This is a genomic window from Peribacillus sp. FSL E2-0218 (assembly GCF_037992945.1).
GTDB lineage: Bacteria > Bacillota > Bacilli > Bacillales > DSM-1321 > Peribacillus > Peribacillus simplex_B.
Genome location: NZ_CP150304.1, coordinates 1,765,073 through 1,789,255, shown reverse-complemented (window position 1 = coordinate 1,789,255; position 24,183 = coordinate 1,765,073). Strand labels below are relative to the sequence as shown.

At 43.1% G+C, this 24,183-nt stretch carries 23 protein-coding genes; 1 reads left to right on the top strand and 22 read right to left on the bottom strand.

Annotated features, from left to right (window positions below; translation table 11 throughout):
• Nucleotides 1–22: 22 nt before the first annotated feature.
• The 12 genes from pgsA to MHI53_RS08575 all read right to left on the bottom strand — a co-directional run bounded on the left by pgsA (nt 23) and on the right by MHI53_RS08575 (nt 12,332).
• On the bottom strand, nt 23–607 hold the full coding sequence (pgsA, locus tag MHI53_RS08630) for a CDP-diacylglycerol--glycerol-3-phosphate 3-phosphatidyltransferase (RefSeq protein ID WP_061144679.1): 585 nt from the start codon (nt 605–607) through the stop codon (nt 23–25).
• A gap of 179 nt (nt 608–786) precedes the next feature.
• Entirely contained in the window at nt 787–1,704 is a 918-nt protein-coding gene (locus MHI53_RS08625) for a RodZ domain-containing protein (protein ID WP_340373205.1), read from the bottom strand.
• An 8-nt stretch (nt 1,705–1,712) separates the two neighbouring features.
• On the bottom strand, nt 1,713–2,504 hold the full coding sequence (locus MHI53_RS08620) for a DUF3388 domain-containing protein (protein WP_057913349.1): 792 nt from the start codon (nt 2,502–2,504) through the stop codon (nt 1,713–1,715).
• A 237-nt stretch (nt 2,505–2,741) separates the two neighbouring features.
• A complete protein-coding gene (locus tag MHI53_RS08615; protein WP_061144677.1) occupies nt 2,742–2,999 on the bottom strand; it encodes a DUF3243 domain-containing protein in 258 nt (85 codons plus the stop codon).
• Nucleotides 3,000–3,079: 80 nt separating this feature from the next.
• Nucleotides 3,080–3,805: an SDR family oxidoreductase gene (locus tag MHI53_RS08610; RefSeq protein ID WP_340373204.1), complete on the bottom strand. Its 726-nt coding sequence runs from the start codon at nt 3,803–3,805 to the stop codon at nt 3,080–3,082.
• Between the two features lie 19 nt (nt 3,806–3,824).
• Complete coding sequence (locus MHI53_RS08605; RefSeq protein ID WP_340373203.1) at nt 3,825–5,111, bottom strand: pitrilysin family protein; 1,287 nt, start codon at nt 5,109–5,111, stop codon at nt 3,825–3,827.
• Entirely contained in the window at nt 5,111–6,391 is a 1,281-nt protein-coding gene (locus MHI53_RS08600; protein ID WP_061144674.1) for a pitrilysin family protein, read from the bottom strand. Before MHI53_RS08600 ends, MHI53_RS08605 begins: the two co-directional genes overlap by 1 nt.
• Before the next feature lie 224 nt (nt 6,392–6,615).
• Nucleotides 6,616–7,575 carry an ABC transporter permease gene (locus MHI53_RS08595; protein WP_100534137.1) on the bottom strand — a complete coding sequence of 320 codons (960 nt, stop codon included), beginning with the start codon at nt 7,573–7,575 and terminating at the stop codon, nt 6,616–6,618.
• Entirely contained in the window at nt 7,576–8,619 is a 1,044-nt protein-coding gene (locus MHI53_RS08590; RefSeq protein ID WP_061144673.1) for an ABC transporter permease, read from the bottom strand.
• Entirely contained in the window at nt 8,612–10,147 is a 1,536-nt protein-coding gene (locus MHI53_RS08585) for an ABC transporter ATP-binding protein (RefSeq protein WP_061144672.1), read from the bottom strand. Before MHI53_RS08585 ends, MHI53_RS08590 begins: the two co-directional genes overlap by 8 nt.
• Nucleotides 10,148–10,357: 210 nt before the next feature.
• On the bottom strand, nt 10,358–11,458 hold the full coding sequence (locus MHI53_RS08580; protein ID WP_061144671.1) for a BMP family protein: 1,101 nt from the start codon (nt 11,456–11,458) through the stop codon (nt 10,358–10,360).
• 148 nt (nt 11,459–11,606) lie between these two features.
• Nucleotides 11,607–12,332 (bottom strand): GntR family transcriptional regulator, encoded by a 726-nt coding sequence (locus MHI53_RS08575; RefSeq protein WP_061144670.1) that lies wholly within the window; start codon nt 12,330–12,332, stop codon nt 11,607–11,609.
• Nucleotides 12,333–12,643: 311 nt separating this feature from the next.
• Between MHI53_RS08575 and MHI53_RS08570 the strand changes: the two genes are divergently transcribed.
• Complete coding sequence (locus tag MHI53_RS08570) at nt 12,644–12,943, top strand: DUF6509 family protein (protein ID WP_061144669.1); 300 nt, start codon at nt 12,644–12,646, stop codon at nt 12,941–12,943.
• Between the two features lie 30 nt (nt 12,944–12,973).
• Here the strand turns inward: MHI53_RS08570 and MHI53_RS08565 are convergent, their stop codons facing one another.
• The 10 genes from MHI53_RS08565 to MHI53_RS08520 form a co-directional block, all read right to left on the bottom strand.
• Entirely contained in the window at nt 12,974–15,304 is a 2,331-nt protein-coding gene (locus tag MHI53_RS08565) for a DNA translocase FtsK (RefSeq protein ID WP_061144668.1), read from the bottom strand.
• A gap of 233 nt (nt 15,305–15,537) precedes the next feature.
• Entirely contained in the window at nt 15,538–15,768 is a 231-nt protein-coding gene (locus MHI53_RS08560; RefSeq protein WP_340373202.1) for a YlzJ-like family protein, read from the bottom strand.
• Complete coding sequence (locus MHI53_RS08555) at nt 15,765–16,511, bottom strand: ClpP family protease (protein WP_061144666.1); 747 nt, start codon at nt 16,509–16,511, stop codon at nt 15,765–15,767. Before MHI53_RS08555 ends, MHI53_RS08560 begins: the two co-directional genes overlap by 4 nt.
• Before the next feature lie 127 nt (nt 16,512–16,638).
• Nucleotides 16,639–18,309 (bottom strand): ribonuclease J, encoded by a 1,671-nt coding sequence (locus tag MHI53_RS08550; RefSeq protein WP_061144665.1) that lies wholly within the window; start codon nt 18,307–18,309, stop codon nt 16,639–16,641.
• Nucleotides 18,310–18,598: 289 nt separating this feature from the next.
• Nucleotides 18,599–19,468 carry a 4-hydroxy-tetrahydrodipicolinate synthase gene (dapA, locus tag MHI53_RS08545; RefSeq protein WP_340373201.1) on the bottom strand — a complete coding sequence of 290 codons (870 nt, stop codon included), beginning with the start codon at nt 19,466–19,468 and terminating at the stop codon, nt 18,599–18,601.
• Between the two features lie 37 nt (nt 19,469–19,505).
• Entirely contained in the window at nt 19,506–20,732 is a 1,227-nt protein-coding gene (gene dapG / locus MHI53_RS08540; protein WP_061144663.1) for an aspartate kinase, read from the bottom strand.
• A 102-nt stretch (nt 20,733–20,834) separates the two neighbouring features.
• Entirely contained in the window at nt 20,835–21,890 is a 1,056-nt protein-coding gene (gene asd / locus MHI53_RS08535) for an aspartate-semialdehyde dehydrogenase (protein ID WP_061144662.1), read from the bottom strand.
• Between the two features lie 217 nt (nt 21,891–22,107).
• The gene (locus tag MHI53_RS08530) at nt 22,108–22,710 is read right to left on the bottom strand and encodes a dipicolinate synthase subunit B (protein ID WP_061144661.1); all 603 of its coding nucleotides are present in this window, start codon (nt 22,708–22,710) and stop codon (nt 22,108–22,110) included.
• A complete protein-coding gene (gene dpaA / locus MHI53_RS08525) occupies nt 22,707–23,609 on the bottom strand; it encodes a dipicolinic acid synthetase subunit A (protein ID WP_340373659.1) in 903 nt (300 codons plus the stop codon). Before dpaA ends, MHI53_RS08530 begins: the two co-directional genes overlap by 4 nt.
• 234 nt (nt 23,610–23,843) lie before the next feature.
• Nucleotides 23,844–24,110 carry a YlmC/YmxH family sporulation protein gene (locus MHI53_RS08520; protein WP_100534128.1) on the bottom strand — a complete coding sequence of 89 codons (267 nt, stop codon included), beginning with the start codon at nt 24,108–24,110 and terminating at the stop codon, nt 23,844–23,846.
• Nucleotides 24,111–24,183: the final 73 nt, after the last annotated feature.

Sequence of the window (24,183 nt, the reverse complement as noted above, 5' to 3'; positions counted from 1 at the left end):
CTTTTCATGACCACCATTCGTTTTACTTGGAATTAACAAATACTTGTTTGTTTTTTACAAAATAATCCAACCCTGACCAAATCGTGAAAATCAAGGCAATCCATAAGGCGAGATTGGCAAATGGAAGTGAAATGAGGGCAAAGGGAAGGTTATGCAGCAACAATGCCGAAATCGCAACAATTTGCGCCCACGTTTTAATTTTACCAAGCTGGTTCGCCGCTACGACTTCCCCAGTGCCGGCAAGCACAAGACGCAATCCCGTCACGGCGAACTCACGGCTTATGATGACAATGGCAATCCAGGATTGACCGTACATCAAATCCAAATCGACCAATACAATCAGGGCAGCCGAAACCAGAAGCTTATCCGCCAAAGGATCTAGAAATTTCCCTAAGTCAGTGATCATATTATATTTCCTTGCAAAATGTCCATCGATCCAATCCGTAGTGGAAGCGATTATGAAGAGGAGGGCCCCAGCCAAGTGTGCAACTGGCAAGCTGTATTCCCCCCATGTCAGCGTGCCCCATGAAAAAGGGACGAGCATGATGATTAAAAAAACTGGTATTAAGCAAATTCTTGCTACTGTAATCTTATTAGGCAGATTCAAAACATTTACCTCCAAAATTTACGCAGCCCTTTGGGCCGGGCAATGCGTTATAGATCTTAAAATGATATGGCGAAGCGCCATCCGGTGCATTTATGTATAATTTAACTCAAAACCCAATCTTATATGCCGAAACCCGGCTTAAATAGTATGTAGAGAAAAAATAGTCATCTATAAGATGACTATTCGGCTTTCGTAAATTGTATCGTGACCAATTGCGTATTCACTTCAGTCGGTGAAATGGAATACTCCAGCTTCTTATCATTCACAAAAATTTCAGTTTCATATGCCCTGCCTATATTGATGACAGCTTCTTTTTCATTGGTGAAATCAATTTCCTCGCTCTTGTCCTTATCGATGGTACCCTGATAAAGCAACTTGCCTTCACCATTTTTAATGCCAACCCATGGTGAACCCTTGGATGTCACTTTTAATTTGAAGGTATCCGTATCTTTCAATTCATACGTGCTATTTTTACCGCTGGAACTGATAACGTCGAGTTTTTGCTCTTTCTTTTCTTCATCTTTTTTAGCATCAAGGTCATCTTCATTCTTCTTATCGGAAGAAGTGGGTTGTTTTTCTTCGTTCTGTTTCTTGCTTGCATTCTTTTCTTCCTTGTCGAACTCTTCACTCTTGCCGTAGCCCACGGATTCACTCTGTTTGTCGTCCTTTTTATCGGCATCATCCGGTTTACTCATATTGCTCGATACCAGTACATATATCAAGATGGCCGCACCAATGACCAAAACGACTGCCAATATCTTGGGTAACATTTCAACAACCTTGGAATCTCCTGCGGGTAGCGTTTTCCTGGATTGGACCCTTGAAAGCTGTTCCGGTATTTCCTCGCTATAGACGGAAGGAACCTCACTCTTGTATTGTTCAAAAATCTCTTCTGAATCAAGGCCGACCGCTTCACAGTATTGCTTGATGAATGCCCGTACATAGAACTTTCCAGGCATCATGCTGTAATTTCCTTCTTCAATGCCAACAAGGTAACGCTTTTGGATCTTCGTTAAATCCTGTAAATCTTCTAAGCTAAGGCCTTTGGCTTCCCTAGCTTCCTTTAATCGATTACCTAACTCAGTCAAATCAAACACCTGCCATCTTAAAAGTCAAAGGAACCAAAATCGGACCCCGAAAACTGGTCTTTTTGGTCGACAACTTCATATGTTATTTCCTCGTCCGGATTGTTTCGCAACTCAATAATATAATCAAAGTCTTCGAGAGTATATTCCGTATTTTGGACAAATACATCCGGATGTTCAATGACCTTGACCGCATCAAGTCTCATGATTTCACGAATCAATTGCCAATGCCGCTCATTCGCACGGCGAGTGGAAACAATTCCGTCTAAAATGAACAAATTATCATTATTATATTCATCCTCGATAAGCTGACTGCGAATGGTCTGCTTTAAAAGGGTTGACGACACGAACAACCATCTTTTGTTTGCACATACACTCGAGGCTACGATCGATTCGGTTTTGCCGACACGCGGCATGCCTCGTATCCCGATTAATTTATGGCCTTCCTGTTTAAACAGCTCGGCCAGAAAATCGACAAGCAAGCCCAGCTCATCACGAACGAACCTAAAGGTGTTCTTCTCATCCGCATCGCGCTGGATATAACGGCCATGCCTGACAGCCAGTCGATCACGTAATTTAGGCTCCCTAAGCTTAATGACCTTTATCGTATCCATCGTATGGAGGATTGATTCGAATCTTTCTATATTACGGCTATCTTCCGCTTTTAAAAGTAAACCGCGTCTGCCTTCATCCACACCGTTTATCGTAATGATGTTGATGGACAGCATTCCCAGGAGGGATGATATATCCCCTAATAAACCCGGACGGTTGACTTGGATTTCATATTCAAAATACCATTCTTTTTTCTCCACGATAACACTCCTTAAGCCTAGAAGCTTTTACCCCAAACATCCGAGCAAAACTTATCCATCGTAAATTTCAAGGTCTGTACGCATAATTATTGTCTAGCTTCTATAATATAGCATTTCATGAGAAGTTAAAAGGAAAAACCCTATAAAAGTATCCATTTTTATATTCGAGGATAATTACCGGTCATCCTCAAGCCAAAGGCCCTGTTAATTAATAACAGGGCCTTTGGCTTAAAATGTTTACTTTGTTCCGTTGTTCTCGACTAACTTGACCATAACGCTTGCCATGGCATGTTTTTCTTCTTCGTTAGCGACTGACCAAAGATCAGCAAGGACTTTTTCTTGATCATTCTGGGGCTCAACCTGCTTAGCTAGATAATCACCGATTTCAAAAGCCAAATTGTTCACAGCGCCTCCTGATAATCCTTGTTGCTCACCTTGATTTAATCTGTCGCCTAAGAAATTTTTCCATTGATCCCAATTGTCTAGTACAGACATGAATGGTCACCCTTTCCTTCAAAATAGTACATAGATATTTTGTGAAGGAACAGAGGAAATTATACATAGCATAAAAAAAATCACGTGTACCATCCACCATTGACGCCTAAGATTTGTCCAGTGATATAAGATGCCTTGTCGGAAAGTAAATAGAAAACAGCCTCGGCGACTTCTTTAGCGCTTCCCATCCTTCCCATCGGGATATCACCTTTGATGATTTCCAAATCGTCAGCACTGAAAGATTCAAGCATGGATGTCGAAATCGCACCAGGGGCAATTGCATTCACCCGGATTCCATTAAGTGAGACTTCCTTGCTTAACGCTTTGATAAAAGCATTTTGACCGCCTTTGACCATCGAATATAATACCTCACAAGATGCCCCCGTCTGCCCCCATATGGATGTGACGGCAACAATGGCAGCCCGATCTTGATACATCAACTTTGGAAGCAGTTCCTTCGTTAATTGGAAAGGACTGGTTACATGCAATTGGACCATTTCACTAACAACCTTGTCATCCATATCAGATATGAGCCCATAATAGCTATTCCCGCTATTGAGGACGATCGCATGAAGGGCGAAGATATTTTCCGCCAATACCTTGTATCCGTCCGGTTTAGATAAATCCGCTTGTATCGGAATGAGTTCCACCTGATGATGCTTAAGCTCTTCTATTAACTCCATGATTGCTTCTTCATTGCTGTTATAATGTAAATAAAGTGAATAATTCTCTTCGGCAAGCTTAATGGCGATTTCCCTGCCGATTCCTCCACTGGCACCAGTTATAAGGGCAAAACGTTTCCCCACATTCCAGCCCCCTTTACTATTATTTAGGAAGTACCTGACACACTGTCATCCGTTCATCTGCAATTAAATCTACGGCGACCTTCCTGATATCTTCAATCGTTAGTTTTTCCAGTACCGAAACCACATCAAACAAGTTCATATCATTGAATGCATATCGGGTAAACTGATTAGCGATATACTCCGGTGAATTCAGCGAACGAAGGAAAGAACCAATTTTTTTCTTAATCGTCCTTTGCAGACTTTCTTCATTCAAACCGGTCCCGGCTTTGGAATTTTGCAGGATCGTAAATATCGACTCGGTCAATTCTTCAGGCTTGGAACTGTCCCCGCCAACCAATGCAAATCCAAAGCCCTGCTCCTGTGTATAGTCATAAGAGAAGCTTTGATCGATCAGTCCTTCCTCATACAATTCTTCATGCAATGGCGAGCTTTTGCCAAACAGCATTTCCAAATAAATATTGGTCGCCAATTCCCTTTTCAAAAGCTGTATACCTGATTGATGAACATTGATGGCCTTGATTCCAAGCATGACCTTCGGAGTCTGGACATTCATCTTTAAGATTTCCTTCTTCTTGGCAACGGTGTTTGGCTCATCCTCGAATTTGCGCTCCACCTCAGGCTGTTCCCTATAGCCTTTGTTCGTTTGATTATCGCGGATTAACTTCATAGTACTCTCGACATCGACAGGCCCTACAACGAACAAAAGCATGTTGCTCGGATGATAAAACGTGTTATAGCATTCATAAAGCATATCTTTCGTAATATCGGCAATCGATGCCACAGTACCAGCAATATCAATTTTCACTGGATGATGATGATACATGTTGGCAATCGTCCCGAAATAAAGCCGCCAGTCAGAGTTATCGTCATACATATTGATTTCCTGTCCTATGATTCCTTTTTCCTTCTCTACCGTCTTCTCCGAAAAATAGGGATCTTGGACAAAATCGATTAAGGTCGTCAAATTCTTATTGAAATCGGACGTGCTGGAAAACAGATAGGCCGTACGGGTGAAAGAAGTGAAGGCATTAGCTGATGCCCCCTGCTTTGAGAATTGCTGAAAAACATCGCCATCCTCCTTTTCAAAAAGCTTATGTTCAAGGAAATGGGCAATTCCATCTGGCACCTTAGAAAATTCGGTTTCATTCAAAGGCTTGAAATGATTGTCCACTGAACCGTAGTTCGTCGTGAACGTCGCAAATGATTTATTGAATCCTTTTTTCGGAAGGATATATACCTCAAGCCCATTGGCCATTTTTTCATGGAAAAGTTCTTCCTTCAATTGAGTGAATTCTATTTTTTCCATTACTCTTGCACCCCCGCTTCTGTTAGGAAATAAATTGTATCAAGCTGAATCTTCTGACCGACGGCAACGATTTCTTCCTTCGTCGTCCGTTCCGTCTTAGCAAACCAATCGTCCAATGATATATTCTGTCCGGAAATCACATTATGGTATAAAATTTCAACAAGCCCTCTAGAAACGTCAATCGTTTCAAGAAGCTGATTCTTTACGACCGCCTTCGTCTGTTCCAGTTCGGCATCGGAGAAATTCCCTTGCTTCATTTCATTCATTTGGGCATGAATGATTTCGAGTGCTTGCTTGTAGTTCGCATTTTCAATGCCCGCCATCACCATCAATAGCCCTTTATGACTCTCGAGCCTTGAAGCTGCATAATACGCTAAACTGGCTTTCTCCCTAACATTGATGAATAGTTTTGAATGTGAAAAACCACCGAAGATCCCATTGAAAAGCTGCAGTGCATAATAATCCGGATCACCATAGGCAACATGGGTCCGGTAGCCGATATTCAGTTTTCCTTGTTTGACATCCGAGTTTTCGATGACTTCCTTTTCCTTCTCCACTTCCTTGCCCGTGTTCCTTGGCAAACGTACCGGTGCTCGATCCTTCAATGAAACATACTTGTCAGCTAAAGCCTCCACCTCTGATTCATCAATGTCACCGATCACATATAAGTCGATTTCATCCTCAGCCAGCATTTTTTGATAATAAGAGAAAAGGGACTCTGGCGTAATCGTTTCCAAGTCCTCCAGGTTTCCGCTTGCTTCGAGGGCATATGGTTCAGTTTTGCACATTTCCTCCACAAGCCTTGTAGCTGAATAGCGCATCTTATCATCGGAAATGGATTGAAGCCGCTGTTTCAATGAACGGATTTCGTTGGAAACCGTTTTAGGATCAAAGGCTTCGCCATTCTTTTTCGGGTGAAAGATCACCTCAGATAATAAGGTAAAAGCTTTTTCAAGAAGCGGTGTGGAATCACTAAGGAATTTTTCATTGACGATATCGATAGTGAAACTAACGATTTGATATTCTCCTTTTTTAGCAACATCCACATAAAAGCCTGCGCCGTATAACTCATCAAGATAGGATCGAAGCTCAGGCGTCGTAGGATATTTACTCGTATTGCTCTGTAATACATATGGCACCAATGCACGATATGTAACTTTCTCTTTCGTCAATGGAGCCTTCATCTTCAGGACGAGCGTATTCGTTTTATATTTATCCGTACGGACCACATGAAGTTTGTAGCCGCTTTTTTCCATTATTTTATCGGAAGCGATAGACATGAATAATCCTCCTCAATATATAAATCACCTTTAGTAGCTTATTGTTTGTATATAGCAACCCTTTTAAACATCTACTTAAAATATACATGTGAAAGGAAAAATCATGCAAGTAACAGCTACTTTTTTTAGGTTATCACTATGCCCTCTGCAATTATGATCTGATCTTTTGCACGTATCCTACGGAAAAACCGGCCAGCAATGTTGACTGACCGGTTGGAAATAATTTATCTTTTACCCTTGATATATGGCTGTCCAGATGCTTTTGGAGCATCTGCACGTCCAATGAATCCTGTTAAGGCAATGATTGTCAAGATATATGGCATAATCAATAAGAACACGGACGGTATGTCTTTTATGAACGGAAGGCTGGAACCGACGATGCTTAAACTTTGTGCCAGACCAAAGAATAGTGCAGCCCCCATTGCCCCAAGCGGATTCCATTTACCGAATATCATCGCAGCAATGGCCATGAAGCCTTGTCCATTGATGGTAGTATGGCTAAAGTCATTCGCAAACAAAGTCGCATGAATGGCTCCCCCGATACCCGCGAAGGCTCCTGATAGAAGGACAGCTTGATAGCGGATCTTGGTCACATTTACACCCATCGTATCAGCAGCCATCGGATGCTCCCCTACCGAACGGAGTCGGAGTCCAAATGGTGTTTTAAAAATGATATACCAAACGAAAATTGCCACGATGATGGCCAGATAAGCAATATAGTAGCCGTTGGAGAACAAAATTGGACCAATGAAAGGGATATCACTTAACAGAGGAATATCGATCCTCGGGAAAGTTTCGGTGATGATATCCGTTTGTCCTTTATCATAAATCTTCTTTACGAGAAATAACGTAAGCCCGACTGCCAATAAGTTAATAGCCACCCCGCTTACGGTTTGATCCGCCCGGAATGTTATGGACGCGACTGCATGAAGTGCTGAAAATACCAACGCAGCAATCATGGCCACTAAAACGGAAAGCCATGGTGTCCAGGCTCCCAAAACATCTGCATACATTAAGTTAAAAACGATTCCTGTGAAGGCCCCAATCACCATTAGCCCTTCCAGCCCTATATTGATAACACCAGATCGTTCAGAAAACACACCACCAAGCGCAGTGAAAATCAGCGGGGCAGCGTAAGCAATCATGGACGGAATGATGATTTGTAGCACCTGATAAAAGTCCACTTATTTCGCCCCCTTCTTAAAGCGTTGCACAATCCAGCGGATAAAATAGCTTGATGCAACAAAGAATATAATCAATGCAATGACAATATCAACAATTTCACTTGGGATGCCGGTCTGTAATGGCATATTGATTGCCCCTGCTTTAAGTCCACCGAACAAGAAAGCTGCCAGGACAACCCCGATTGCGGAGTTGGCTCCTAATAAGGCAACGGCAATTCCATCAAACCCGATTCCCGTAAATCCGCCCTTGATCGCTGCATAGCCAAATGTCCCCAGACCTTCCATCGCTCCAGCCAAGCCTGCGAATGCACCTGAAATGACCATGGATAGAATGATATTTTTGTTTACGCTCATCCCGGAATATTCGGAAGCCTGCTGATTAAAACCAACAGCTTTCAACTCGAAACCGGTTTTCGTCTTTTCCAAGATGAACCACATGATGAACACACAGATGATCGCTATGAAGATTCCCCAATGAAGTCGGGAGAAATCTGTTAAACTCTCAAAAAACGGCGAGCGGAGGGATGCTGTTTCAGCAATCCTTTCCGTTTTATCCTGGTTATCGGAAATAACGTTTTGTATTAAGTAATTCGTTACATACAAAGCTGTGTAATTCAGCATGATGGACACAATTACTTCATGCACGCGGAATTTAGCCTTCAAATACCCTGGAATAAAGGCCCAAAGCGATCCAGCTACAGCTCCTGCAAGTATGGCTAATGGCAAGTGGATGATTTTCGGGAGATCAAAAGCGACCCCAACCCAAACCGCTGCCAGCCAGCCAACGATCAATTGCCCTTCAACACCAATATTGAACAATCCTGTTCTGAATGCGAAGGCAACAGCTAAACCAGCAAGGATATACGGTATGATCGTCCGTAATGTTTCACCAGTATAATAGGAATCGCCAGCGATACCGGCCAACATTGCCCCATACCCTTCAACTGGATTATATCCACTCACCAACATGATGACTGCCCCAGCCAGCAAGCCTAGGATTACAGCAAACAACGGACTCGTTAATTTATAGAAATATTTAGACATGTTCTTTTTCACCTGCTTCCGGACGCTTACTTCCAGCCATTAATAATCCCAATTCTTGTTCTGTCGTTTCTTTAGGATCGACGATCGCAACGATTTCCCCTTCATAAATGACTGCGATTCGATCACTGACATTCATGATTTCATCTAGTTCAAAAGAGATGAGAAGAACCGCTTTACCAGCGTCACGCTGTTCAATCAATCGACGGTGGATGAACTCGATGGCACCGACATCCAACCCACGTGTTGGCTGAGCCGCAATCAATAAATCCGGGTTTCTATCCACTTCTCGGCCGATGATCGCTTTTTGCTGATTCCCTCCTGATAGTGCACGGGCAGGCGTATACTCATCAGGTGTCCTAACATCATATTCTTTAATGATCGTACGAGCCTTATCGAAGATTTTCTTGGAATGCAAAATGCCGCCTGTCGAAAAAGGCTCCTGATAATATGTTTGCAGAACGATGTTTTCCCCAATGCTAAAGTCCAGGACAAGTCCATGTTTATGACGATCTTCAGGAATGTGCCCTACCCCAGCCTCGGTGATTTTACGGGGTTTCATATTCTGTACCTGTTTCCCGTTCAATGATATAGTTCCATTAGTCACTTTCTTCAGACCTGTCAGTGCCTCGATAAGTTCAGACTGTCCATTGCCATCCACTCCCGCAATTCCGATGATTTCGCCAGCACGTACTGAAAGGTCAAGGTTATGGACCGCCGATACGCCACGAGAATCTTTCACTTCCAAGTTTTTCACTTCCAGCACCACTTCTTGAGGATTTGCTGCAGATTTATCCGTTTTAAAAACGACATCCCGTCCAACCATTAAACTGGCCAGTTCATCAGGATTTGTTTCTTTAACATTCACGGTCCCGATGCCCTTTCCTTTTCGAATAACCGTGACTCGATCGCAAACTTCCATAATTTCCTTTAACTTATGGGTGATCAGGATTATGGACTTCCCTTCCTTGATAAGGGCTTTCATGATTGTGATCAATTCTTTTATTTCCTGGGGTGTCAATACAGCAGTAGGTTCATCGAAAATGAGAATTTCCGCACCTCTGTACAGGGTTTTCAAGATTTCCACCCTTTGCTGCATCCCTACGGAAATATCGGCAATTTTAGCATCTGGATCCACACTTAAATGGTATCGTTCCGAAAGTTTCCTTACCTCTTCACTCGCTTCCTTTACATTAACCTTTCCATATTTCGATGGTTCTTTTCCAAGAATGATATTTTCGGTAACAGTAAATGGATCTACTAGCATAAAATGCTGATGCACCATTCCAATTCCGAGGTCATTGGCAACATTCGGACTTGTAATCTGAACTACCTGCTCATTCACACGAATTTCTCCCTGCTCTGGCTGATATAAACCGAACAGTACGTTCATTAGCGTGGATTTCCCAGCTCCATTTTCGCCTAACAATGCGTGAATTTCCCCTTTTTTCACCTGAAGGGTTATATCATCATTTGCAACAATACCTGGAAATTCTTTACGGATATTAAGCATCTCAATTACATGTTCCACGTATAATCAACTCCTATAGAAATGAGGATTCTGATACCTAACTAGGAGATATTGATAGATTCCTAATAGTTCTCATTTGGTTTTTTTCATAAAAAACCAAATGAAAAACTACAAAATCTGTCATAGTCTTTCATTCGGTTTTTCATTCATATGAAATAGGATTAGAAGGCCTTCAACAGGCCTTCTCATTCCTTATCATTTCTGAGTGAATTATTTGAATCCCAATTCCTTTAATTCTTTTTCAGTACCAGGAGTTTTTTGTTCGCCAGATTTAATTTTTTCGACGTATTCATTAACCGCTTTCAATGATTCTTCAGAAACATTTTCTTGAGATTCCGATATCATGATCCCGTTTTCTTCAAGACCGTATTCAATCGTTTCTCCACCAGGGAATTTACCCTCTTTTGTCTTTTTCGCTAAATCTTGAACTGCAACATCCACACGTTTTACCATTGAAGTCAACGTAACATTATAATCCTTGCCATCAACTTTCAATGCTCCTTCTTCTTTTTGGTCACGGTCTACCCCGATAACCCAAATGTCTTTTTTAGGATCTTTTTTCTTCAACTCTTTAGCAGAAGTGAATACACCGTTTCCTGTACCGCCAGCTGCTTGGTAAATGATATCGATTCCAGAAGAATACATGTTATTTGCCATTTGCTGACCTTTTGCTGCGTCCCCAAACGACCCTGCATATTGTGCTGTAATTTTCGCATCCGGATTCACTGATAGGACACCAGCTTTGAAGCCTACTTCAAACTTCTTGATCAGCTCGGAATCAACACCGCCGATGAAGCCCACTTTATTCGATTTCGTCTGTAAACCAGCAATAACGCCCACTAGGAATGATCCTTGTTGTTCTTTAAAAACGATGCTCGCCACATTGTCTTGTTTAACCACGCTGTCAACGATTGCAAATTGAGAGTTAGGACGCTGTGTAGCCACCTCATCAACCGATTCAGCCAAAGCATACCCAATCGCATAAATAATATTGTAATTTTCTTTAACTAGTGTATTTAGGTTTGTCGTATACTCTGAATCCGATTTTGACTGGATGTAATTATAGCCGTCTTTTCCTTTTTCCAATCCATTATCTTTACCAAAAGCTTGCAGACCTTCCCAAGCAGATTGGTTGAAGGATTTGTCGTCGATACCGCCAATATCGGTAACCATCGATACTGTGAAGTTATCTTTCTTGTCTTTTCCATTTGAAGAATCTTTATCATCATTCTCTGAATTACCACATGCCCCCAATAGCGTACCCGCTGCAAGAACAAGTGATAGAGCTAGACCTAATTTGCGCTTTTTCAATTTTTATCCCCCTAATATGCATAGTTTGTAGAGCAGGAATGTTCTGAAAAGTCATTCATGTTTGCGTTTTCACTTCTCGTTAATTTTTTTTACATGCTTTTGATTTTAGTACAAGCGCTTGCATTCATCCGCATGTAATGGGTAAAGGTTATACTCGTTTACGGAGAACATGAAAACTGAACATATTGGCTTTAAAGTAGTTAACGGAATACAGTATCGGCTGGTCCCAATCATCGAGATGCATCTGCTTCAAAACGAGTAGCGCTGCTTCTGGAGAGCATTTAAGGATAGGAGAAACTTTCTCGTGATATCCTATAGGCTCGATTTCTGCCACGGCATACGTAATTTTACGATTTGCATCCCTTTCCAATATATCGAAAAGAGACTCATCGTTGCGGTCGAAATTTTCTGATAGTATTGACTCAGGAATTTTATCGACACAATAGATTACTGGCTCTCCATTCGCTGTCCTTACACGTTCGATGATCACGATGCGCTCATCTGGTGAGCAAGAAAACCTGCGGATATCCTCTTCCGTCGGTTCTTGAGCCGTCAAGCTTAAGAAAATCGTACCAGGTTTCATCCCTGCCTCTTCAATCATGGAAGTGACACTTTTTAATTGCTCGATACCTGAAGTGAAACGAGGTTTTGGATTGACAAAAGTACCAACTCCATGGCGGCGAATGATAATGTTTTCTTCTTCTAAAATCCGCAGCGCTTCTCGAAGTGTCGCCCTACTCACGCCCAGTTTTTTGGCAAGATCGAATTCGGAAGGGAATTTTTCATTTTCCTGATAGACTCCTGCTTCGATGTCCTGCTTCAGGTAATCAATGACCTGCAAGTATAAATGTCGACTATCTGATTTTATTGACATACAGTTTCCCCCAGCTAATTTCTTAAGACATCAGACCTCTGATGTTGAATCATTCCTACTAATCGAAAATAATATAACATTTTTTTTCATATAAATAAATAGTGTTTTCCTAATTCGCAGAAAAGAATTTAGGAGGAATTACCCTCCTCTGTGTCTTTCAATCTAGTAAACACAACGAAAATTGTACGATTATTCTCCTAAATCAGATTAAAAAAAATTTTTGGAATGCCTTCTGAACGCAGCCAGCTTTCTTCTCAAGTTGCGGTTTTCCTGTATAATAAGGTTATCTTCTTTGAAGGGATGTACACATCATGTTAACTATAACAGAATACAGTATCGAAAAATTAAATGATCCATTCGGCATTTTATCCGGGGAGCGTTACGAATTATTCCTGGATATCGAAGTGCCGGAAGAGGACGAGCTCTTTTCAGAAAATGGATTATATATCCGGGTTCTTTTTGCAGTGGAAGAACAAGCAGGCAAACTGATTAAATATGATATTTTTGAAAAAGGGAATGAAGGCGCGCTCGAATTCGATTTGGATGACGATGAAGAAGCGATGATTGCCGACTTCTGCCTTACACATTTGGACGAAGCGATGAATAATTAAAAAACCGGGCAGCTGAGCTGCCCGGTTTTTTTAGGATAAATGCGCTTCATCCTGTTCATCTTTTGACACCAAAACATTCCGCGGCTTACTGCCTTCATAAGGGCCGACGATTCCCCTTGCTTCCATTTCATCGATCAGCCTCGCTGCCCGCGCGTAGCCGATTCGGAATCGGCGCTGCAGCATGGAGACCGATGCGGTTTGCATTTCCATGATCAATGCTACGGCATCGTCGTATAAATTGTCGTCCACTTCGCCGCTTGAGGTTTCAGTAATTTCATCCGGTATCATTTCTTCGTTATACTGGGCCTTCTGCTGTGAAATGACATATGTGACAACTTCCTCGACTTCATGATCGGACAGGAACGCTCCCTGCACCCGTACAGGTTTTGAAGCTCCCGCTGGCAGGAATAACATATCGCCCCTGCCTAACAGCTTTTCGGCACCTCCCATGTCCAGGATCGTTCTTGAATCCGTCATCGACGAGACACTAAACGCAATCCTAGATGGGATGTTCGCTTTTATGACCCCCGTTATGACATCAACGGAAGGGCGCTGCGTTGCAATGATCAAATGGATGCCAGCAGCCCTTGCCATTTGTGCAAGCCGTGTGATGGCATCCTCTACATCGTTAGAGGCCACCATCATTAAATCAGCCAACTCATCGACAATGACCACGATATAAGGCAGCAGCGGCTGCTTGGCATCTTCCTCTATGTTATACCGATTAACATAATCATTATAGCCTTCAATATTACGCGTACCTGAATGTGAAAACAGCTCATAGCGGCGTTCCATTTCACTGACGACCTTTTGTAAGGCCTGCGCCGCTTTCTTTGGATTCGTCACAACTGGCGCAAGTAAGTGGGGAATGCCATTATAGACATTAAGCTCCACCATTTTGGGATCGATCATCATCATTTTCACTTCATGGGGTTTAGCCCGCATCAGGATACTCGTGATAATGCCGTTGATGCAAACAGATTTACCGCTCCCTGTCGCTCCGGCAACCAGTAAATGGGGCATTTTATTGAGCTCTGCCTTCACTGCTTCACCCGAAATATTCCGCCCCAAGCCTATTTGCAATTTAGCATCGGGCTTGTCAACTTCTTTCGCCTCCAAGACTTCCCTTAAGGATACCATTGCCACTTCGGAATTAGGAACCTCTATCCCAATAGCAGATTTTCCTGGTATCGGAGCCTCGATCCGGATGTCCTTCGCAGCCAGTGCTAAGGCCAAGTCATCAGATAGGCTGACGATTTTGCTTACCTTCACCCCAACATCGGGATGAACCTCATATTTGGTCACCGCTGGTCCCAAATGGACTTGCGTGACCCTTGCTTTCACCCCAAAGCTATTGAAGGTCCGTTCAAGTTTTGCTGCATTATCATGAATCAATTGGTATTCTCCGCTCTGATCCGTTTTTTTAGGTTGCAATAATAAGGAAAGCGGCGGCAACAGATATTCTTTATTTTCCACTTCAGTGAAATTCATCGGTAATACGGCATCATCCTGCTCCTCGGCAGCTTCAGGTACAGCTTCTGCAGCAACTGGAGGTTCAGTTTCGTTGTCGCTATAGGCTTTATCAGCAAAGCTGGAGATGATCCGTTCCGTTGCCATCTGTGGTGTTTCCTCTTCTTGATGAAGGGGCTGATCGGTTTCTGCCACCGGATCCTTTTCGCGTTTCTTCCTTTTTTGCGGATTTTTTTTCTTTTCTTTTTTCTCCTCATTCCACGTTTTCATGTCATCCCTGAAAGCCGACCATTGATTCGCGATGAAGTTCCCAAGGCCGAGGAAAAACCTTCCAAGGGTCTCACCCAAGGTTTTCCCAGTCAACAGAACAATGCCCGTGATGATAAAAAGGAAGGATATGATTTTGGAGCCCGCTTCATCAAATAAAAAGTAGGAAGCCGCAAATAGTATCGCTCCAATCATGCCGCCTCCCAGATCCCTCGAACTGGCCTTCCCGGTCACTTCCATCCAGAATAATTCCCATGTATTCGAAATGACGCTTGGCTTCGTGAACGGGCCGCCATCTGCCAGCATGTTGAACAGCGTCACATGACTGAGCAGGAGCATGCTCGCAGCAAGGAAGTATAATCCGATGAACTGCCGTTTTAACAGGTAAGGAACCTCCCTTTTAATCATCAAATAAAAGCCTGCTGCAATGGCAGCCAACAACAAAAGGATGTACCATTCCCCCATAAAGAAGCGAATTAAAAGAACCGTCCCATTTCCCACCGCTCCAAGCTTGGCAATCGCAATGACGGCCAGCCCTATTAAAGTCAAGCCACTCAATTCATATTTAAGTGTTAGTTTTAATTTATCGGTACTTTTGTTTTTTCGTTTTTTCTTCTTTGCCATCATATCACCTGATTCTTCATGAAACTATTCTAACTTTCCTATTCAACATAACATCTTGATTTCCCTTCACAAAACAAATGTTCGTTCATAAATTATACCAAAAAAAGATGACACTGTCCTTGTTATATGTACATTTTCAACTAAAGGATCCAATTGGCCCAGATACTGAATAAAGCAGCCAAATGGCTGCCGATTTCAATCCAGTATACCATAATTGGTTTCATTAGTCGTTTTCAGTGGCCGTTGGGCTGTTCGAACACGTTGATGACTGTCCCCGGATGGATGTTTGCGTTCATATAATCCGCGGGATCGGTGCTCACAATTCGATCAATTCGAAATGACCGTTGACCATCATGTTCAACCATTACATGCACACCATTATAGATCATTTCGATTAAATTCGCCGTTTTTTCATGGTGATGGGGAAAGATGATTACTTCAGGGACGATTGTATAGAGTGTCATTGCAGGAGCCCCTCCTCTTCACCGGCTGTTTTTGGTTTTCTTTCTTCCATGAAGCTATTCAGCTTCCTCATGGCCTGGCCCACACCCCCGACATCATCGATCATCCCGATTTCGACGGCCTCAGCCCCGACTACATTCGTACCGATATCACGGGTTAGATTACCTTTGGCAAACATTAATTCCTTGAAACTTTCCTCCGTTACGTTGGAGTGCCTCGTTACAAACTTGATGACTCTTTCCTGCATCTTATCCAAGTATTCAAAGGTTTGCGGAACACCTATGACAAGGCCTGTCAGACGAATCGGATGAATCGTCATCGTCGCCGTTTCAGCGATATAGGAATGGTCACATGATACGGCAATCGGAACTCCGATGGAATGCCCTCCGCCGAGTACGATCGAAACGGATGGCTTGGACAGGGAAGCAAGCATCTCTGCAATCGCCAGTCCCGCTTCAACATCCCCACCCACAGTATTCAAAATGACAAGCAGTCCCTCGATATTCGGGTTTTGCTCAATCGCCACGATTTGTGGGATAACATGCTCATATTTAGTCGTTTTATTTTGAGGCGGCAGCTGCATATGTCCTTCAATTTGACCAATGATCGTCAAACAATGGATTTTCGAGTCCTTTGATAGTTGTGGGACATTCGTTGCCCCCAGCTGCTGGATCTTTTCGATTAAAGTGGAATTCTTCCCTTCCTGCCGGCCTTCATTTTCATTTGGTAATGGTGCATTATCCACGATGCCAACCCCTTTCTCTTTTAACCTATAGCTTTATTATGTCTCGAGTCTTCGACTTCATTCTTGAAGATATTAGAGGTTGGGCAAACGGAAAAAACCCCTGACTTGATTATCAGGGGAGGATTGCTTAATATTCCATGATGATCGGCAAGATCATTGGACGACGTTTCGTTTTTTCGTAGAAGAACTGATTCAAGGCATCACGCATTTCCTGTTTCAGTGTAGACCAATCGAATGGTTGGCGCGATCCATTTTTTTTGACGATTTCACTTACGATTTCGGTCGCTTCCGCGATCATTTTTTCGGATTCACGAACATAAACGAATCCCCTTGAAATGATTTCAGGACCAGCGGCAATGCTTTTATCTTGACGGTTCAAGGTTACGACGACGATCAAAATGCCATCCTGGGATAACAAGCGGCGATCACGAAGAACGATATTGCCGACATCCCCTACACCGCTGCCATCTATCAGGATATTTCCTGAAGGGACTTTGCCGGCTAGGCCGATTTTATTTCCTTTAAGCTCGATGACATCACCTTTTTCGGCAATCACGATATTTTCCCGTTTAATTCCAGCGGCGATTCCGACTTTTTGGTGAGCATATAATTGGCGATATTCACCATGCACCGGGATAAAGAATTTAGGATTCATCAGGTTGATCATCATTTTCAGTTCTTCCTGGCTTCCATGTCCCGTTACGTGAACTTTATATTTATTGGACGATACCACTTCAGCGCCAACCCTATAAAGCAAATCCACGGTCTTGGATAAAATCAGTTCGCCTCCCTGGAGCGGTGAAGCACTGATCAGTACGGTATCACCTTTTTTGATCGTCACCTGTTTATGAGTTTGTTTAGCCATTTTTTGAAGCGCCGCAATCGGTTCTCCTTGATGGCCTGTAGATAATACGACGATTTCACGATCGTCATATTGGCTAATTTCATTGATAGGGATGATCAGCTCTTCTTCTGCCTTTAAATAACCAAGATTCAATGCTGTTTCATAAACACGCTGCAGGCTTTTCCCTACAACGGCCACTTTCCTGCGACTTGCCGCAGCTGCATTGAAAACATGTTGAATCCGGTTGATGTTCGAAGCGAAGCACGCAACGACGATCCTGCCTGAAGCGGCAAGGAAAGCTTCAGTAATGTCTTTGGCCACAATGGCTTCTGACGGCGTGTACCCCGGCCTCTCGGCACCCGTACTATCCGATAGCAAGCATAGAACGCCTTCTTCGCCAATACTGGCCATTTTTCCGATCTCTGGTTTATACAGATCGCTTGCCGCTTGGTCGAATTTGAAATCCCCCGTATAAACGATGGCACCATCGCGGGTGTGGATTACCACTCCGACAGAATCGGGGATGCTATGGTTAGTCCGGAAAAATGATACGGCTGCTTGAGGGAAACTTAACAGAGAATCGGAATCGATCTCGGTAAATGTCGCCCTTCCGTTAAAGCCATCTTCCTTTAATTTCGTTTTAATTAGCGCAAGGGTAAGCTTCGTTCCATAAACGGGAACGGGTAAAAATTTCAAAACATATGCAAGCGCTCCCATATGGTCTTCATGACCATGGGTAATGAATATTCCCTGAATACGTTCTTTATTATCGATCAAGTAAGAAATATCAGGGATAACCGCATCGATTCCCAGCATTTCTTCTTCCGGAAGCATCAAACCTGCATCTAGCAGATAGATATCCTCATTCACCTCAACAACGTACATGTTTTTACCAAGTTCCCCTTGTCCTCCAAGAGAAATGACCTTTATGCCATTATGTTTATCTTTACCCAATCGAATATCCTCCTTAAAAAATCCCGTTCATAATTTCCAATGCTTTCATTATAACCGAAGTTTAAAAAACATGACAACACTTACCATTTTTCGTGGTTTTTTTTCATTCGTCCCTTTAAAAATGAGCGGTACCGATATGTATCATTTATTCATCACCTATACTAATGTGGTTTCGATTGACCGGGCTTAAAGACCATTCTTAAACCTGCTTTAGTTAGGAATTGTCATTTCAATGCATGTTTATGTAAAAACAAGCCAATCTTTAACGATCAGCTTGTTCCATGGCTATTTATTTTTTTAATACAGAGGCTAAAGAAAGTCGTTCCTGTTCCGTCAAAGGCACGATCGGCAGCCTGACGGACCCCACATCAATTCCATTTAACTGAAGCGCTGTTTTGACAGGTGCCGGGCTTGGGGCGGCAAATAAGCCTTTGATCAGCGGTAATAGTTCCTGATGCAGCCTGGCTGCCTCTTTCAAATTCCCGCTGATGAATGCCTCGACTATTTTCTGTAACTCATTGCCCGCAACATGGGATGCAACTGAAACTACCCCAACGCCCCCTATTGCAAGGACTGGGAGAGTTAAAGCGTCATCACCGCTGTACAACGCGAAATCCTCATCCGTTCCGGCTATGATCTCGGTCATTGCATTCAAATCTCCGCTAGCTTCTTTCACCGCTAAGATATTAGCAATTTTTGAAAGGCGGATGATCGTTTCCGGCTCGATGTTAACCGAAGCACGGCCAGGGATATTATAAATCATTACAGGCAGTGTCGTGCTCGCTGCGATTGCTTTGAAATGTTGATAAAGGCCTTCTTGATTCGTCCTGCTATAATAAGGGGCCACCAGCATGATCGCATCGGCACCATTTTGTTCTGCTTTTTTGGTCAGCTCAATGGAAGCATACGTATTGTTGCTACCTGTACCCATGATGATGGGCACTCTTTTTTCCACAATCTTGGAGACATGCCGCAATAAGGCGATCTTCTCCTCCGAAGATAAAGTTGGAGATTCCCCCGTCGTCCCCGAAAGTACAAGGGAGTCTGTTCCATTCTTTATTAAGTAATTGACCAATTTGGTCGTTTTCTGCAAATCGATATTTCCCTTGCTATCGAAAGGGGTGACCATTGCGGTTGATACTCTACCAAATATCATCATCTAACACCTCTTCATAAAACTTTTATTGAAATCCGGATTATTTAATTTCACTTTCATGCAGCTGAAATGCGTAGTGAAGTGAATTAACAGCTTCTATCAAATCTTCTTCCTTGACCAAGACCCATATCGTCGTATGGCTGTCAGCGGATTGAAGAATGGCTATTTCCTTCTCCGAAAGTGCCGTTACGATCTTCGCAGCAACACCAGGCACCCCGTTGATGCCTGCACCGACGACAGAGACTTTGGCGCAATTCCGTTCAATGACCGGTTCGTGACCAAGCTCGGCCAAAATTGAAAGAGCGAGATCCGTCATTTCCTCGGAAACGGTATATACGACACCGCTCGGATATATATTGATGAAGTCGACCGAAATGGAGGCGTTGGCCATTGCCTTGAAAACCTCGGCTTGTAAATTATATTGATCCTTTTTCGCACGCACCTTGATTTGTGTGATTTTCGGAACATGGGCAATTCCTGTGACGAGCCTCTCACGGATATCACTGCCCTGGCTTCCTTTATTCACACTTGTAACAAGTGTCCCCAAACCTTCGCTGTATGTGGATCTGATCCGGATCGGCACTTTTGCCTGCATGGCAATTTCAACAGCGCGTGGATGTATCACCTTCGCACCTTGATAGGCCATGTTGCAAACTTCGGTATAGGAAACGATCGATAACGGACGCGCAAGATCTGCAATTCGTGGATCGGCCGTCATGATGCCTTCCACATCCGTAAATATATCTACCCTCTCCGCTTGCAAAGCTGCGCCTAACGCTGCAGCTGATGTATCACTTCCACCACGTCCGATGGTGGTGATATCCCCATTTTTTGCCGCACCCTGGAATCCTGCTACGACGACTACATCCTTCAATTCCAATTCCTTCATGAGACGGTCGCATTTCATTTCCATGATTTTCGCACTTGAATAGTCGGTATTCGTCAAGAATCCCGCCTGTGCCCCTGTATATGCTACGGCTTCAATACCGTGTTCCAACAGCATGTTGGTAAATACTACCGAGGAGATCGTTTCACCAACTGACATAAGGAGATCCTGTTCACGTTTCGAAAGTATCGCTTTCGAGCCATTCACTAAAGAAAGCAAAGTGTCCGTTGCATAGGGATCGCCCTTCCTCCCCATCGCTGAAACCACGACCACCACCTTAAAGCCTTCTTGAATTGCCTTTTCTATATGCCCTCGGGCAAATGACCGGCTTTCCTCATCACGAACGGATGTCCCACCGTATTTCTGGACAATGATTTTCATAATATGCACCTCAAATATAAGCCAGCTTCCCGCTCCGGGAAGCTGACAAAAACTCTCTATTCTGTTGGATATCACTTTTTTCGAATGTTTAAGAATGAATTATTACTTGACGGTCACTAAACCTAATTTTAAAAGGCTTTCTGCAATCTGGACGGAGTTCCAGGCTGCTCCCTTTAATAGATTATCGGAAACCACCCATAAATGGAAGCCTTTATCCTCATCCAAGTCCTTGCGAATCCGACCGACGAATACGTCATTTTTGCCAACGGAAGAAGCAGGCGTTGGATAGATTTGTTGTTCCGGTTCATCCTCCAGCACTACTCCAGGAGCCGTTTTCATCAAATCCTTGATTTGAGAAGCTGTCACTCCTTCTTTTTCCACTTCAATATAAACAGATTCCGAATGACCCGTAACAACAGGAAGCCTTACACATGTTGCAGCTACCGGAAGATCATTCATATGCATGATTTTCTTAGTTTCATTAATCATTTTCATCTCTTCGAACGTATACCCATTATCTTGGAATTTATCGATTTGAGGAATGACGTTGAATGCGATTTGATAATGCTTTTCGTCGCCCTTGACCGGTAAAATCCTTGGTTCTATTTCTTTATCATCAAGCAAGTCGCGTGCTTGTTCTTTTAATTCATTTATTGCAGCAGCCCCAGCACCTGAAACGGCCTGATAGGTGGAAACCACGATTTTTGATAATCCATAGGTCTCGCGGATAGGTTCTAATGCCACGACCATTTGAATGGTTGAACAATTTGGGTTGGCAATGATTCCATTATGCTGTCTTAAGTCAGCTTCGTTTACTTCAGGGACGACAAGCGGCACATTTTCATCCATACGGAATGCGCTCGTATTATCCACTACTATCGCTCCGCGCTTCACTGCTTCTGGAGCCAATTCCTTAGACACGCTTCCTCCAGCACTGAATAAAGCGATATCGATGCCTTCAAAGCTTTCAGGTCTTGCTTCCTGCACTTCGATTTCTTCGCCCTTAAACGTAAGTTTGGTTCCCGCGGAACGAGCCGATGATAAAAAGATGATTTTCTTGATCGGTAAATTCCGTTGTTCGAGTGTTGAAATCATTTGTTGTCCCACTGCTCCAGTTGCTCCCACAACTGCAATATGCAATCCCTGTGTCTCAGTCATTTGTCCATACTCCTTTTCTATCTCTAAAAATTATTTTATTTATTGGATATATTTCTACTTGCTCAGAATATCATTAATTTTAACACATTAACATTCCAAAGGGTCGGACTTTAACAAAATATTCTGGTAGTGTAGTGTTTTTTTATGACTTTCCACACGGAAAAGCCCTGCATATAAATCAGTCATTATCACATGGGAGCGTATCCGAACACTAAAATCAGTCTAAACTATCCTTGAACTTTTCGACGATGACTGGCTGAATTTGCTCCCTTTCGAGTGCCGATATGATTGTGTCCCTTATCATGCTCATCCTCGCAACCATCGAGCTCGGCTTACCTATAGGATTATCCTGGCCATACGGAACGAAATAAATATCCTTTGCTGCCATCAACCTCATGAGATTGACACCATTTAACCCAAGTGCATCGTTCGTGGATATTGCCACCACAACCGGACGGTGGTTTCTCATCGTCGCTTTTGCAGCCATAAGTACGGGCGAATCGGTAAGGGCATTTGCCATTTTGCTCATTGAGTTACCTGTCAAAGGGGCGATCACCATACAATCAAGTGGCAATTTCGGCCCTAATGGCTCCGCTTTGACGATTGTATCAACGACTCGATTCCCCGTCAATTTTTCAATTCTTTCAACCCAATCATCGCCCTTCCCAAAACGCGTTTCCGTATTCTGCACGGTCGATGTTACGATTGGGATGACCTCCGCCCCTTCATTCACAAGCTTTTCAATTTCAGGAAATACTTCATCATATGTGCAATGTGATCCTGTCAATCCAAAACCAATCCTTTTCCCTTGGAGACTCATATCTTATTCCCCTTCCTTTTCCTGAACTCATCCTGAATCAATACTCCCAGCGCGTTCGCCAATATCTGACCAGCTGTTTTCGGGGCTACTATACCCGGTAAGCTCGGTGCCAACAGCGCCTTTATTCCCCTTTTTTCAGCATAACGAAAATCCGTCCCCCCTGGTTTTGAAGCAAGGTCGATGATTAATGTGTGAACGGGCATATTTGCCAGCACGTTTGCCGTAATGATCTGAAAAGGGATCGTATTGATACAAATATCAACATTTTTCATTTCAGCAGCTAGATTTTTTAACTGAAAAGGGGTTAGTGCCATTTCGCTTATCCTCGCGATATCTTCACTTTTTCTGGCCCCTACCTTAACTTTTGCTCCAAGAGCATGGAATGATCTGGCTACACTCATGCCGACCCTTCCTAAACCAAGAACAGCTACATTCGAACCATGGATTGTAAAGTCGGTATGCTGGATGGCCATCATGATTGCACCCTCCACGGTAGGAATTGAATTATAAATGGCCACATCATCGCGCTCGAACAAGAGAACAAGTTTGCGGTCCGCATTCTGAAAAATTTCATTGAGGTAGTTATTACTGATCCCTGCATAAAAAATGCAGTGTGCCGGGGTATCTTTTATCATTTCTTCCGTCAAGACAACCTCTTCGCTGGAAAAAATCGTTTCCACTTTTCCATCAGGATCCGTCCCCCGGACAGGCAGGATTACTGAATCAATTTCCTTGAAATTTATATCTTCCATTTTTTCCTTAACCGCTCCGGTAAAAGCATGGTCGAGCTGTTCAAAACCAACTAATAATAGCTTCGCATCAAGCTCCGTCAGTTTACGGACAACTTCGAGCTGACGCGCATCTCCACCAATTACAGCGATTTGCATACCTGTGAGCATTAAAACCGTCACCTTCTTCATATAAAAGATCCTAAACATCCTCGCTTCAAGGTACATGCCCTTCAAGAAGCAATTTAAGTTTTTCCGACAATCTCTAGTTACCCTGCCATCTTATGTTTTCAGTTAAAAAACGGTGATAAGAAAAGAAAAAACGCCTTAGCTATCCGCAGCTGAGGCGTTTTTTGACTATTCATGGGAAGCATGCCAAAGAGGACACCGATCTGTAATCATGCTCTATCCGTCCATATGCTCCCCATCTTTCGAAAGCCCTTCCTGGAAATCAATGATCACCATATCCGTCCCGATTTTTTTTATATGGTTCCAAGGTACCCGGATTTCACTTCCATTCCTCATAAGGCCGAACCATTTGACCGAAGGGATGATCAATGTGGTAATTTGTCCAGTTTCGTCTATTTCCAGATCCGTCTGTCCGAGAACCCCCAATCGTTCCGCCCTGTTTACATCAACTATCTCCTTACCGCTCATTTCACTCAATCTCACTTATAGCTCCTCCTTTTTCACCTTATAATCCATCTATATCCGAAAAAGAAAAACTTAGAAGGCTTTTCCGCAA